The following is a 13672-nucleotide window of genomic DNA, read 5'->3' as shown; positions in this document are numbered from 1 at the left end:
TCCGGGGCTTCAGGCGCGCGCGGCATCGCGTGTGCCGGCGTTGCCCGCCTGACGATACGCATCGGGATCGATGCGGCGCATTTCCGCTTCGATCCATGCTTCGACCTGCGAGTTCAATGCATCGGGCGTCAGCCCTTCGCTCGCGATCGGCTTGCCGATCGACACCGTGACGACGCCCGGGAATTTCGTGAACGAGTTACGCGGCCACACCCGCCCTGCATTGTGCGCGATCGGCACGACCGGCGTGCCGGTTTCGATCGCGAAGCGCGCGCCACCCGTCTTGTACTTGCCCTGCTTGCCGACCGGCGTGCGCGTGCCTTCGGGGAACATGATCATCCATGCGCCTTCCGACAGGCGCTTCTTGCCCTGGCGGATCACCGAATTGAACGCGTTCTTGCCTTCCTTGCGGTTGATGTTGACCATGTGCAGCAGCCCGAGCGCCCAGCCGAAGAACGGCACGTACAGCAGCTCGCGCTTGAACACGTAGCAGAGCGGCTTGGGCATCAGCGCCGGGAACGCGAGCGTCTCCCACGCGGACTGGTGCTTCGACAGCAGCACGGCCGGGCCGTCGGGCAGGTTTTCCATCCCTTCGATCCGGTAGCGGATGCCGTTCAGCCAGCGCACGACCCACAGCGTCGACTTGCACCAGCCGGCCGCCATCCAGTAGCGCGCGTCGGGGCGCATGAACGGAAACGCGATGAAGCACGCGGTGGCGTACGGCACCGTGTACAGGATGAAGTAGATCAGCAGCAGCAGGGAGCGGACGAAGCGCATCGGCGTGAGTCTGGCGTTGGGGAGGATGCGCGCGGCAGCCGCATCACTCGTGTTCGTGTGAAAGAAAATCGAGCGCAAACGCGCGCAGGTCGTCGTGGACCTTCGTGCCGGGCGGCAGATTGCCCGCGGCGAGCGTTTTCTTGCCCTTGCCGGTCAGCACGAGGTGCGGCTGGAAGCCGACCGCGACGCCGGCCTGCAGGTCGCGCAGCGAATCGCCGACGACCGGCGTGTGATCGGGATCGATCTCGAAGCGCTCGGCGATCATCTGCATCATGCCGGGTTTCGGCTTGCGGCAGTCGCAATGATCTTCGGCCGTATGCGGGCAGAAGAACACCGCGTCGATGCGCGCGCCGACCGCGGCCGCCGCGCGATGCATTTTCAGGTGCATCTCGTTGAGCGCGGCCATGTCGAACAGCCCGCGACCGATGCCGGACTGGTTGGTCGCGACGACCACGCGGTAGCCCGCGTGGTTGAGCCGGGCGATCGCCTCGAAGCTGCCGGGCAGCGCGATCCATTCGTCGGGCGTCTTGATGAACGCGTCCGAATCGACGTTGATCACGCCGTCCCGGTCGAGGACGACGAGCTTTCGGTTGGGGCTGGTCGGCATCGGGCGGCCCTTATGCGGCGAGCTTCGAGATGTCGGCGACGCAGTTCATCTGCTGGTGCAGCGCGGACAGCAGCGCGAGACGGTTCGCGCGCAGGGCCGGATCTTCCGCGTTGACCATCACGTCGTTGAAGAACGTGTCGACCGGCGCACGCAGCGCGGCGAGCGCCGACAGCGCGCCCGTGTATGCACGCGCCTCGAGCTGCGACTGCACGTGCGGCGTGACGGCCGCGAGCTGTTCGTGCAGCGCCTTCTCGGCGGCCTCGACGAGCAGCGTCGGCTGCACCGCGCCGTTCGCGCCGCCTTCCGACTTCTTCAGGATGTTCGAGATCCGCTTGTTCGCGGCCGCGAGCGCTTCGGCTTCCGCGAGGCGCGTGAATTCGCGCACCGCGTCGAGACGCGCGACGAGATCGTCGATGCGCGTCGGATTCAGGCTCAGCACCGCGTCGATTTCGCCGGCCGAATAGCCGCGCTCGCGCAGCAGGCCGCGCAGGCGATCCATGAAGAACGCGAAGATCGCGTCGGTCGATTCGGCAACGCCCGGCACGCCGTTAAAGCGTGCATGGGCCGTGCGCAGCAGCGAGACGAGATCGAGCGGCAACTGCTTTTCGAGCAGCAGGCGCAGCACGCCGAGCGCGTGGCGGCGCAGCGCGAACGGATCCTTCTCGCCGGTCGGCGCGAGGCCGATGCCCCAGATGCCGACGATCGTTTCGAGCTTGTCCGCGAGCGCGACGGCGGTCGACACCGGCGTGGTCGGCAGTGCGTCGCCGGAAAAGCGCGGCTGGTAGTGCTCGGCGCATGCGAGCGCGACGTCGTCGGCTTCGCCGTCGTGGCGCGCGTAGTACGTGCCCATCGTGCCCTGCAGTTCCGGGAACTCGCCGACCATGTCGGTCAGCAGGTCGGCCTTCGCGAGGCGCGCGGCGCGCTTCGCGTGCGCGGTGTCGGCGCCGATCGCAGGGGCGATTTCGCCGGCCAGCGCCTCGAGGCGCTCGACGCGGGCGAGCGCCGAACCGAGCTTGTTGTGATAGACGACGTTCGCGAGTTGCGGCACGCGGTCGGCGAGCGGCTTCTTCTTGTCCTGCTCGAAGAAGAACTTCGCATCGGCGAGGCGCGGGCGCACGACGCGCTCGTTGCCTTCGATGATCTCGCCCGGCGTCTTCGTCTCGATGTTCGACACGATCAGGAAGCGCGAGCGCAGCTTGCCGGCGACGTCGGTCAGCGCGAAATACTTCTGGTTCGTCTGCATCGTGAGGATCAGGCATTCCTGCGGCACCTGCAGGAATTCGTCCTCGAAGCGGCACGGGTAGACGACCGGCCATTCGACCAGCGACGTGACTTCGTCGAGCAGCGATTCGGGCATCACGACCGTGTCGCCGTTCGCATGTTCGTTCAGTTGCGTGCGGATCGTTTCGCGGCGATCGGCGAAGTGCGCGATCACGCGGCCCTTGTCGCGCAGCGTGTCGGCGTACGCGCGGGCGTGCTGGATCGCGACCAGGCCGTCGGACAGGAAGCGGTGGCCGAGCGTCGTGTCGCCGGCGTCGACGCCGAACGCGGTGACGGGCACGATGCGGTCGTCGTGCAGCACCGTCAGGCGATGCACCGGGCGCACGAACTTCACGTCCGAGCCGTCCGGGCGCTGGTACGTCATGAATTTCGGGATCGGCAGCTTCGCGAGCGCCTCGTCGAGCGCGGCCTGCAGGCCGTCGGCGAGCGTGGCGCCGGCCGCCGAGTAATTGATGAAGAACGCTTCGGCCTTGCCGTCCTGCGCGCGCTCGAGATCGGCGATCGACAGGTTCGGGTGGCCGAGCGCCGCGAGCTTCTTCGCGAGCGGGGCCGTCGGCTTGCCTTCGGCGTCGAGCGCGACCGACACGGGCAGGACCTTTTCGCGGACCTGCCGGTCAGGCGCGACGGCGCGCACGTTCTGCACGACGACCGCGAGGCGGCGCGGCGTGGCGTAGCGTTCGAACACGAGTTCGCCTTCGACGAGGTCGCGCGCCGCGAGGCGTTGCGCGAGACCTTCGGCGAATGCGTCGCCGAGGCGCGCGAGGGCCTTCGGCGGCAGCTCTTCGGTCAGCAGTTCGACGAGCAGGGGGGCGGGATGATTGTGCGTCATGGTTGGATTGAATCTCGTCTCGTCAGACCTGATCGATCTTGCGTTCGACCTTGAGCGGCGGCGCCCATGCCGGCTGGGCGGCGTCCTGGGCGTCGGTGGTGAGGCCCGGCACGCCCGGCGGGTTGCCGAGCATCGGGAAGCCGAGCTTCTCGCGCGAGTCGTAGTAAGCCTGCGCGACGAGACGCGACAGTGCGCGGATGCGGCCGATGTACGCGGCCCGCTCGGTGACCGAGATCGCGCCGCGCGCGTCGAGCAGGTTGAACGTGTGGCCGGCCTTCAGCACGAGCTCGTACGCGGGCAGCGCGAGCTGCGCGTCGATCATCTTCTTCGCTTCCGCTTCGTAGCTGTTGAAGAACGTGAACAGCAGGTCGACGTTCGCGTGCTCGAAGTTGTAGGTCGACTGCTCGACCTCGTTCTGGTGGTACACGTCGCCGTACGACAGGCGGCGCAGCTCGGGGCCGTTCGGGCCTTGCTCTTCCCACTCGGTCCACACGAGGTCGTACACGTTCTCGACCTTCTGCAGATACATCGCGAGGCGCTCGAGGCCGTACGTGATCTCGCCGAGCACCGGCTTGCATTCGAGCCCGCCGACTTCCTGGAAATACGTGAACTGCGTGACTTCCATCCCGTTCAGCCACACTTCCCAGCCGAGGCCCCACGCGCCGAGCGTCGGGTTCTCCCAGTCGTCCTCGACGAAGCGCACGTCGTTCTGCTTCAGGTCGAAGCCGAGCGCCTCGAGCGAGCCGAGGTACAGGTCGAGGATGTTTTCCGGCGCCGGCTTGAGCACGACCTGGTACTGGTAGTAGTGCTGCAGGCGGTTCGGGTTTTCGCCATAGCGGCCGTCCTTCGGGCGGCGCGACGGCTGCACGTACGCGGCGCGCCACGGCTCGGGGCCGACCGCGCGCAGGAACGTGTGGACGTGCGACGTGCCCGCGCCGACTTCCATGTCGATGGGCTGGAGCAGGGCGCAACCCTGCTTGTCCCAGTAGGACTGCAGCGTCAGGATGATTTGCTGAAACGTAAGCATGAAGAGCCTTCGTGGCGCTGGCGCTCCGTTGCGGACGGCGCTCCGGGCGGGCCCGGAGGGTCGGCTCGCGCGGCGGCGCGGCTTGTTAGTGTGCTGAAACGCGTAATTTTACCGGATCGGCGACCGGATGCGGCCGGAAGGCCGATGCGGGCATCGCCGCACCGCTCCCGCGGCCTGCGCGCACGCGCGCGGCGCCCCTGCCGCGGCGCGTCGCGCGGGCGGTAAGATGCGCGTATTGCGGCGCGCCACGCGTGCCGCGTCACCGCTTGCCGATGCCGATTGCATGGATGAACCGACCGACATTCTGATTCCGCTGCTTCCGCCGTTCCTCGCGTTGCTCGGCCAGGCCGCCGACGCGCAGGCGCGCGGCGAGCGCGCCGCGCACGATCTGTGGCTGGCCGCCGCCGCCCATCTGCATGCGGTCGATGCCGACGCGCTCGTGCGGCTCACGACGGCGCTCGTCGCGCGGCAGCGCACGGCCGACGCGCTCGCGCTCGCCGAATGCGCGGTGCGCGTGCAGCCGGGCGCGGCCACACACTTCAACCATGGCTATGCGCTGCAGATGGCCGGCCGTCACGCGGACGCGGTCGCGCCGTACCGCGCGGCGCTCGCGATCGATGCCGGCTGGCCGTCGCTGCGCAACAACCTCGCGATCGCGCTGCGCTTGTCGGGCGCCGATCGCGCGGAAGAGATCGCGTTGCTCGACGCGGCCGTGCAGCACGATCCGCGGGACGTGCAGGCATGGATCAACCTCGTCGTCGCGCGGATCGCGACGCACGACCTGGACGGTGCGCTCGCGTGCGCCGCGCGGCTCGTCGAGCTCGCGCCCGACAACGCGCTCGCGATGAACAACGTCGCGATGGCGATGAAGGAGGCGCAGCGCTGGGACGAGGCCGAGCGCCATGCGGCGCGCGCCTGCGAACTCGCGCCCGACGATGCGTCGTTCCGCTTCAATCTCGCGATCATCCAGCTGGTGCGCGGCAACCACGCGGCCGGTTGGCGTGGCCACGAGGCGCGCTGGGACGGCGCGGGCGAGTTGCGCGGTCGCCGGCCGGCGCTGCCGGGCCCGCGCTGGCAGGGCGAGCCGCTCGCCGGCAAGACGCTGCTGGTGTGGGGCGAGCAGGGGCTCGGCGACGTGCTGCAGTTCTGCCGCTTCGTCGTGCCGCTCGCCGAACGCGTGCATCGCGAAGGCGGCCGGCTCGCGTGGAATACGTTTCCGGCGCTCGGCACGCTGATGCAGCGCAGCCTCGGCGCGCACGCGGACGTGTTCGGCGCGGGCGGCGGCATCGATGCGTTGCCGGCATTCGATTACGAAGTGCCGTTGATCGGCCTGCCGCTGATGCTCGGGATGGAGGCGTCGACGCTCGCCGCGTCGGTGCCTTACCTGCGGGCCGAACCACGCGCACGTGATGCATGGCGCGCGCGGCTCGCGGGCGATGGCCGGCTGAAGGTCGGGCTCGTGTGGACGGGCAGCGCGGGCCATCAGCGCAATCCGTTCCGGCGCGTCGGGCTCGAGCGCTATGCCGACGCGTTTCGCGGCATCGACGGCGTCGCGTTCTATTCGCTGCAGCCGGGTGCGGATGCGGATGTCGCCGCCGCGCGCGCGGCGGGCTTCGCGATCGATGACTACACGGCCGAGTTGAAGAGCTTCGACGATACGGCCGCGTTCATCGGCGCGCTCGATCTCGTGATCACCGTGTGCACGTCGGTCGCGCACCTGGCCGGCGCGCTCGGTGCGCGCACCTGGGTGCTGCTCGACGTGAATCCGCACTGGCCGTGGCTGCTCGATCGCGCGGACAGCCCGTGGTATCCGACCGCGACGTTGTACCGGCAGCCGACGTTCGGCGCGTGGGCGCCGGTGATGGAGGAAGTGAGCCGCGATCTGCGCGGCCTTGCCGCGCAGCCGGCGCAACAGGATCGATCGAACTGATCGTCCCGGCCCGCCTGAGCGGCCGGCCGGTTCGTGGTCACGGGCCGCCGCGCGCGGCAGCGGCCCGCTGCATCATGCCGCTTCGTCGTCGCCGGGCTTGCGGCCGTTGCGTCGCCGCAGCCCGGGCCCGAACGTGAAGCCGAACGCGAGCAACACGAGCGACACCGCGAGCACGATATTGTTGCCGCTCGTCACGTACGGCGTGAAGCCGCTCGTGCCTTCGATCCGCACGTCGAGCGAGCCGATCGTGAACGGCTTCAACTGGCCGAGCACGCGGCCGTGCGCGTCGATCGCGGCCGTCATCCCGGTGTTGGTCGAGCGCAGCATCGGCCGGCCCGTTTCGAGCGAGCGCATCCGGGCGATCTGCAGGTGCTGGTCGAGCGCGATCGTGTCGCCGAACCACGCGAGGTTCGTCACGTTGACGAGCACGCCCGGCGGCTGCGGGTTGTCGCGGATCGTCGCGGCGATTTCCTCGCCGAACAAGTCCTCGTAGCAGATGTCGGCCATCACCGGCTGGTTGTGCACGAGGAACGGCTTCTGCACGGGCGCGCCGCGCGCGAAGTCGCCGAGCGGCATCTTCATCAGGTCGACGAACCACCGGAAGCCCCACGGAATGAACTCGCCGAAGGGCACGAGGTGGTGCTTGTCGTAGTGATAGATGTCGCGCGAGTTCGGCGTCACGCCGTACAGGCTGTTCGTGTAGTCGACGTAGTGGCCGTCCTCGGTCACCGACGCGCCGACCGCGCCGAACAGCACGGCCGAGCCGGTCGTGTCGCTGAACTTGCGGATCGCGACCGCGAACGGCTCGGGCAGCTCCTGGATCATCACCGCGATCGCGGTCTCGGGCGTGACGATCAGGTCGGCCGGTTTCTCGACGATCATCTGCTGATACATCTTGATCGCTGCGTCGATGCCTTCCTGCTCGAACTTGATGTCCTGCTTCACGTTGCCCTGCAGCAGCCGCACGGTGAGCGGCGCGTTCGCGGGCACGGTCCAGGTGACCTGCGACAGTCCGAGGCCGGCCGCGACGAGCGCGACGGCGATGCCGGCCGGCGCGGCGACGCGCACGCGGGCGTTGCCGCCGGATGCACCGGCTCCGTTGTCACGCACGGGCGACGGACGCGCGGCGACGAGCGCCTGCACGACCAGTGCGGCGAACAGCGCGAGCACCCACGCGATCCCGTACACGCCGACCACCGGCGCAAAGCCGGCGAACGGGCCGTCGACCTGCGGGTAGCCGCTGCCGAGCCACGGAAAGCCGGTGAACACGGTGCCGCGCAGCCATTCGCCGAGCGCCCACGCGCTCGCGAACGCAAACGCGCCGTGCCAGGTCGGCGAGAACGGCCGCGGGTCGGGCGCGCGGCGATGCCACGCATGGCCCGCGCAGAACGACCACAGCCCGGCCGAGAATGCCGGGTACAGCGACAGGTACAGCGAGAACAGCACGAGCGCGCCGCCCGCGAGCGGCGCGGCCATCTCGCCGTACACGTGCATGCTGATGTAGAGCCACCAGACGCCGCTGATGAAGTTGCCGAAGCCGAACGCGCCGCCGGTGAGCGCGGCACCGCGCCAGCTCGACGTGCGCGTCAGCTGCGCGAAAAACCAGACGAATACGACGAGCTGCAGCCAGCCGCCGTGCGGCGTGGGCGCGAAGCTGAGCGTATTGGCGGCGCCGGCGAGCAGCGCGGCCGGATAATGCCAGCGCGGCAGCGCGCGGCCGGGGGCCGGCGCGAGAAGGCCGCCAGCCGGGCGGGACGGGATCGGATCGTCCATGTGAAGCGGAAGTGGGCGAGCGGTTGAAGGAGGCGCGGCTGGCGCGGAACGGTCAGTCTTCGTGCGAGGTTTCGGCGCGACGGCTGGCGAGCGGGTTGCGGCGCACCAGCAGCACATGAACCTGGCGCGCATCGCCGCGCTGGATTTCGAACGCGAGGTTGCCGAGCTGCAGCTTCTCGCCGCGGTGCGGCACGCGTCCGAAATGATGGGTGATCAGCCCGCCGATCGTGTCGACTTCGTCGTCGGGGAAATCGGTGCCGAACACCTCGTTGAACTGTTCGATCTCGGTGAGCGCACGCACGCGGTAGCGGCCGTCCGGCCCCGCGATGATGTTGCCGGCTTCCTCGTCGAAGTCGTATTCGTCCTCGATGTCGCCGACGATCTGTTCGAGCACGTCCTCGATCGTGATCAGGCCCGCGACGCCGCCGTATTCGTCGACGACGATCGCCAGGTGGTTGCGGTTCACGCGGAAGTCGTGCAGCAGCACGTTCAGGCGCTTCGATTCCGGAATGAACACGGCCGGGCGCAGCATCCCGCGCACGTCGAACTCTTCCTCGGCGTAGAAGCGCAGCAGGTCCTTCGCGAGCAGCACGCCGATCACGTTGTCGCGGTTCTCCTCGTACACGGGGTAGCGCGAGTGCGCCTTTTCGAGGACGAACGGGATGAAATCCTCGGGCTTGTCGGCGATGTTGATCGCGTCCATCTGCGCGCGCGGCACCATGATGTCGCGGGCGCACAGATCGGATACCTGGAACACGCCTTCGATCATCGACAGCGAATCGGCGTCGATCAGGTTGCGTTCGTGGGCGTCCTGGAGGATTTCCAGCAGCTCGCCGCGGGATTCGGGCTCGGGCGAGATGAAGTCGGTCAGGCGCTCGAGCAGCGAGCGCTTTTCTTGCGGTTTGTCGGTTGACTTACGACTGGGATACGAATCGTTCATGGTGGTGCGCCCGGGTCATGCCGGGGCGCGCGGTCACGGAGTAGGCAAGGATACACCAAGGGCACGACGCGACCGTGTCAACCCGGCCGCACGGCCAGGATGGGCGGCTCGCGCGGGCCCGCTCGCGGACGGCCGCGCCCGGCGCGACGTCGTCCTCGGGTCCATCCTAGCGCAGAAAGAGTCGGCGGGGCGCGGCGGCAAAAAAACGGCGGCGGCAAGGGCGGCGCGGCCCGACGCGGGACATCGGTCGTGAGCGCGGCATTCTGCCGCAGGCGGGCGCCGCCGGCGCGCGGTTCAGAACCGCATGCCGGCCGAGCAGCCGCCGGCGGCCGCGCCGTTGGTCGCGGCGCCGCCGCAGCCGAGGATTCCGCAGCCGGACAGCGCGACGCTCGCGGCGACGAGCAGCGCGGCGATCCTGCCGCGCGACCAGTTTGACGGTTTCATCGGGGATGTCCTCGTTCGGATGCGCGGGCGGCGTGGTGTCGCATCACCGGCATCGCGCCAGCAGCCCTTCCAGCGCGCGGTCGGGGATGCCGCTCGCGCGCAGCGCGTCGACCGTGCGGCTCACGTAGTCGAGCGTCGTGCCGTAGCGGCCGGCCGCGCAACTGAACACTTCCTTCACGACGGGATCGGTCAGCTTGCCCGTATAGGTCGGTGCATCACGGCGCATCACGAACGCGAGCGCGTTCACGCGTTCGCCGGTCTCGAGCGAGCACGGCAGCCACGCGGGCCGGTACGAGCCCATCGGCATCTCGCGCTTCCACAGCGTCTCGAGATGCGGCTGCGCGGTCGGGCCGGAGAGCCGGAACGCGATGCCCGAGCACGAGCCGCCGCGATCGAGCGCGAGCACGAGGCCCGGCCGTTCGGGGGTGCCGCGGTTCACGCGCGACCACAGGTAGAGCCCGCGGTGATAGCCGTGCACCTTGCCGCGCACGGCGGCGACGGTCGGCAGCCCGGGGTTCCAGATCAGCGAGCCATAGCCGAACAGCCACAGATCCTGCCGGCCGTCCCAGTCGCGCATCGTATGCGCGAGCGACGCCGCGAGCTCGTCTTCCGTCAGCAGACGGCCTTCGCCGATCGACGGCGGGTAGGCGGGCGGCAGCATCGCGGCGTTACGCATCGGGCGGACGGCTTACTGGTACGGGTTCGGGAAACCCAGTTTAGCGAGGATGTCGACTTCGAGCGCTTCCATTTCGGCCGCGTCCTCGTCGCTGGTCTCGTGGTCGTAGCCCTGCGCGTGCAGCGCGCCGTGCACCAGCAGGTGCGCGTAATGGGCCATGAGCGGCTTGCCCTGGTCGTGCGCTTCCTTCTCGACCACCGGGCAGCACAGCACCAGGTCGCCGATCACGGTGCCGTCGGGCGCCGCGTCGTACGCGAAGGTCAGCACGTTGGTCGGATAGTCCTTGTGGCGGTAGCCGGCGTTCAGCGTACGGCCTTCGTTCTCGCCGACGAAGCGCACGGTGAGCTGCGCGCTCGCGAACAGCGCCGGCTCGAGCCATTCGGCGATCAGCTTGCGCTTGGGGAGCGTCTTGCGCACGTCGCTCGTGATCTCGTCGCCGTACTGCACCGACAGGTCGAGTTCCAGCGCGCGCGGCTCGTCTTCCGGATCGTCGTCGCGCGGCGCGAACTCGGCGCCGACGTGCAGCGTCACGCTGTCGTAATGCTCGGGTTGCAGCGCGAGCTTCGCGCGCATCGCCGGATCGTTGTGCTGCGCGACGATCGCGACGGCCGCGTCGCCCGAGCTGCCCGACAGGTCGAACATCAGGCTGCGGCCGTCCGGGAAGTCGATTCGCAGCCCTTGCGCGTTGACGGTGCGGGCTTTGCCCTTCGCGTCGAACAGCGAAAGGCGGGGGGATTCGGACGCAGCGGACTGGGCGCGACCGGACTTGCGGGAACGGGAGGATTTCATGACGCGTGCGGCGATTGGGACGCGTTGAGGATACACCAAACGGCCGATCGCGCCCGAATTCGGCCGGGCTGCGCGCGGGTGAAAAAAAGCCCGGCGCGCCATGACGGCGGGCCGGGCCGGCAGGCCTGGGGCAGCGCACGGGCGCCGCCGCTCAGCCGTCCTGGTGCTGCGCGTGGAATTCGTCGTACGCCTCGACGATGCGCGCGACGAGCGGATGGCGCACCACGTCCGCGCTCGTGAAGCGGGTGAGCGCGATGCCGCGCACGCCGCCGAGCACCTGCTGCGCCTCGACGAGGCCGCTCTTGTGGCCGCGCGGCAGGTCGACCTGGCTCGTGTCGCCCGTCACGACCGCCTTCGAGCCAAAGCCGATCCGCGTGAGGAACATCTTCATCTGCTCGGGCGTCGTGTTCTGCGCCTCGTCGAGGATGATGAACGCGTGGTTCAGGGTGCGGCCGCGCATGTACGCGAGCGGCGCGATCTCGATCATCTGGCGCTCGAACATCTTGGCCGTCTTGTCGAAGCCGAGCAGGTCGTACAGCGCGTCGTACAGCGGACGCAGGTACGGGTCGACCTTCTGCGCGAGATCGCCGGGCAGGAAGCCGAGCCGCTCGCCGGCCTCGACGGCCGGGCGCGTCAGCACGATCCGCTTGACCTGGTCGCGCTCGAGCGCGTCGACCGCGCACGCGACCGCGAGGTAGGTCTTGCCGGTGCCGGCCGGCCCGATGCCGAACGTCACGTCGTGCGACAGGATCTGCTTCAGGTATTCGCGCTGGGCGGGCGTGCGGCCGCGCAGGTCGGCGCGCCGCGTGTAGAGCTTCGGCGCCGGCTCTTCGTCCGGCGCGTCCGCGTCGAGCTGCACGACCGGTTCGTCGAACGGATGATCGGGGTCGCCGCGAAAGCGCACGTCGAGCGTGTCCTGGCGGCCGTTGCCGGCCGTGTGGCGCACCTCGACCAGCGCGAGCTGGATGTCGTCGACCGACAGCGGATCGCGCGCGCGGTTGTAGAAGTTTTCGAGCGCGGCGAGCGCGAGCTTGGCGCCGCGCCCGCGGATCGTGATCCGGTGGCCGCGCCGCGCGAGCGTGACGTCGAGCGCCTGTTCGATCTGCCGCAGGTTCTCGTCGAGCGGGCCGCAGAGGTTGGCGAGGCGCGCGTTGTCGTCGCGCGGGGCGGTGAATTCCAGTGCTTGGACGGTCTTCAAAGTAGCGTCGGGCTCCTGTCGGGCGTCAATCAGTGGGTGGCCGCGCTCGCGTCGTCGCTGACGATCACGAGCTCGCCGCGCAGCGAGTGCGGGTACGCATGGTTGATCTTCACGTCGATCATCTGGCCGATCAGGCGCGGGTGCGACGCGAGCGGCGCCGGGAAATTCACGACCCGGTTGTTCTCGGTGCGGCCTGCGAGTTCGTTCGGGTCCTTGCGCGACGGGCCCTCGACGAGGATCCGCTCGACCTTCCCGACCATCGACTGGCTGATGCGCGCGACGTTCTCCTCGATCGTCGCCTGCAGATGTTGCAGGCGTTTGAGCTTCACGTCGCGCGGCGTGTCGTCGGCGAGGTTCGCGGCCGGCGTGCCGGGGCGCGGGCTGTAGATGAACGAGAAGCTGGTGTCGTAGCTCATCTCGTGCACGAGCGCCATCATCTTGTCGAAATCGTCCTCGGTCTCGCCGGGGAAGCCGACGATCATGTCGGTCGACAGCGACAGGTCGGGGCGGATCGCGCGCAGCTTGCGGATCACCGACTTGTATTCGAGCACCGTGTAGCCGCGCTTCATCGCCATCAGGATGCGGTCGGAACCGTGCTGGACCGGCAGGTGCAGGTGGTTCACGAGCTTCGGCACCTTCGCGTAGGTGTCGATCAGGCGCTGCGTGAATTCCTTCGGATGCGACGTCGTGTAGCGGATCCGCTCGATGCCGGGGATGTCGGCGACGTATTCGATCAGCGTCGCGAAATCGGCGATCTCGGACGAGCCGGCCGCCAGCGCGCCGCGGTAGGCGTTCACGTTCTGGCCGAGCAGCGTGACTTCGCGCACGCCCTGGTCGGCGAGGCCGGCCACTTCGGTCAGCACGTCGTCGAGCGGGCGCGACACTTCATCGCCGCGCGTGTACGGCACCACGCAGTAGCTGCAGTACTTCGAGCAGCCTTCCATGATCGACACGAACGCGCTCGGCCCCTCGACGCGCGCGGGCGGCAGGTGGTCGAACTTCTCGATTTCGGGGAACGTGATGTCGACCTGCGCGCGGCCGCTCGCGCGGCGCGCGTCGATCATCTGCGGCAGGCGGTGCAGGGTCTGCGGGCCGAACACGAGGTCGACGTACGGCGCGCGCGACACGATCGACGCGCCTTCCTGGCTCGCGACGCAGCCGCCGACGCCGATCAGCAGGCCGGGCTTCGCTTCCTTCAGCTCGCGCACGCGGCCGAGATCGGAGAACACCTTTTCCTGCGCCTTTTCACGCACCGAGCACGTGTTGAACAGGATGATGTCCGCGTCTTCCGGCGTGTCGGTCTTTTCGAGGCCTTCGGCCGCGTTGAGCACGTCCACCATCTTGTCCGAGTCGTACTCGTTCATCTGGCAGCCGAAGGTCTTTACGTAAACTTTCTTGGTCATG

12 protein-coding genes are annotated in these 13672 nt (G+C 68.9%); 1 reads left to right on the top strand and 11 read right to left on the bottom strand.

Annotated features, from left to right (window positions below; genetic code table 11):
• Window positions 1-9 precede the first annotated feature (9 nt).
• Genes KU887_RS14390 through glyQ form a run of 4 tightly spaced genes read right to left on the bottom strand, consistent with a single transcriptional unit; the run spans window position 10 to window position 4518 of the window.
• The gene (locus tag KU887_RS14390) at window positions 10-774 is read right to left on the bottom strand and encodes a 1-acyl-sn-glycerol-3-phosphate acyltransferase (RefSeq protein WP_006488592.1); all 765 of its coding nucleotides are present in this window, start codon (window positions 772-774) and stop codon (window positions 10-12) included.
• A 43-nt stretch (window positions 775-817) separates the two neighbouring features.
• A complete protein-coding gene (gene gmhB, locus KU887_RS14385; protein ID WP_006488591.1) occupies window positions 818-1381 on the bottom strand; it encodes a D-glycero-beta-D-manno-heptose 1,7-bisphosphate 7-phosphatase in 564 nt (187 codons plus the stop codon).
• Window positions 1382-1391: 10 nt separating this feature from the next.
• Window positions 1392-3491, bottom strand: coding sequence for a glycine--tRNA ligase subunit beta (gene glyS, locus KU887_RS14380; protein ID WP_006488597.1), 2100 nt, complete (start codon window positions 3489-3491; stop codon window positions 1392-1394).
• Between the two features lie 22 nt (window positions 3492-3513).
• A complete protein-coding gene (glyQ, locus tag KU887_RS14375) occupies window positions 3514-4518 on the bottom strand; it encodes a glycine--tRNA ligase subunit alpha (RefSeq protein WP_006488593.1) in 1005 nt (334 codons plus the stop codon).
• A 283-nt stretch (window positions 4519-4801) separates the two neighbouring features.
• Between glyQ and KU887_RS14370 the strand changes: the two genes are divergently transcribed.
• Complete coding sequence (locus KU887_RS14370) at window positions 4802-6448, top strand: hypothetical protein (RefSeq protein WP_062884332.1); 1647 nt, start codon at window positions 4802-4804, stop codon at window positions 6446-6448.
• A 72-nt stretch (window positions 6449-6520) separates the two neighbouring features.
• On the opposite strand, the gene lnt is transcribed toward KU887_RS14370, so the two are convergent.
• The 7 genes from lnt to miaB form a co-directional block, all read right to left on the bottom strand.
• On the bottom strand, window positions 6521-8221 hold the full coding sequence (lnt, locus tag KU887_RS14365) for an apolipoprotein N-acyltransferase (protein ID WP_006497374.1): 1701 nt from the start codon (window positions 8219-8221) through the stop codon (window positions 6521-6523).
• A gap of 52 nt (window positions 8222-8273) precedes the next feature.
• Window positions 8274-9161, bottom strand: coding sequence for an HlyC/CorC family transporter (locus KU887_RS14360; RefSeq protein ID WP_006487531.1), 888 nt, complete (start codon window positions 9159-9161; stop codon window positions 8274-8276).
• A 294-nt stretch (window positions 9162-9455) separates the two neighbouring features.
• Window positions 9456-9605: a hypothetical protein gene (locus KU887_RS14355; protein ID WP_006497373.1), complete on the bottom strand. Its 150-nt coding sequence runs from the start codon at window positions 9603-9605 to the stop codon at window positions 9456-9458.
• 43 nt (window positions 9606-9648) lie between these two features.
• Window positions 9649-10281 (bottom strand): gamma-glutamylcyclotransferase, encoded by a 633-nt coding sequence (locus tag KU887_RS14350; RefSeq protein ID WP_006486595.1) that lies wholly within the window; start codon window positions 10279-10281, stop codon window positions 9649-9651.
• 12 nt (window positions 10282-10293) lie between these two features.
• Entirely contained in the window at window positions 10294-11070 is a 777-nt protein-coding gene (gene ybeY / locus KU887_RS14345; RefSeq protein WP_205672596.1) for an rRNA maturation RNase YbeY, read from the bottom strand.
• Between the two features lie 151 nt (window positions 11071-11221).
• Entirely contained in the window at window positions 11222-12268 is a 1047-nt protein-coding gene (locus KU887_RS14340; protein WP_058901790.1) for a PhoH family protein, read from the bottom strand.
• 29 nt (window positions 12269-12297) lie between these two features.
• Window positions 12298-13671 carry a tRNA (N6-isopentenyl adenosine(37)-C2)-methylthiotransferase MiaB gene (gene miaB, locus KU887_RS14335; RefSeq protein ID WP_006497371.1) on the bottom strand — a complete coding sequence of 458 codons (1374 nt, stop codon included), beginning with the start codon at window positions 13669-13671 and terminating at the stop codon, window positions 12298-12300.
• Window position 13672: the final 1 nt, after the last annotated feature.

The organism is Burkholderia sp. EMB26 (genome assembly GCF_024730645.1).
Lineage (GTDB): Bacteria > Pseudomonadota > Gammaproteobacteria > Burkholderiales > Burkholderiaceae > Burkholderia > Burkholderia cenocepacia.
The sequence above is the reverse complement of the archived record's forward strand: the minus strand, read 5'-3'. Positions and strand labels throughout refer to the sequence as shown.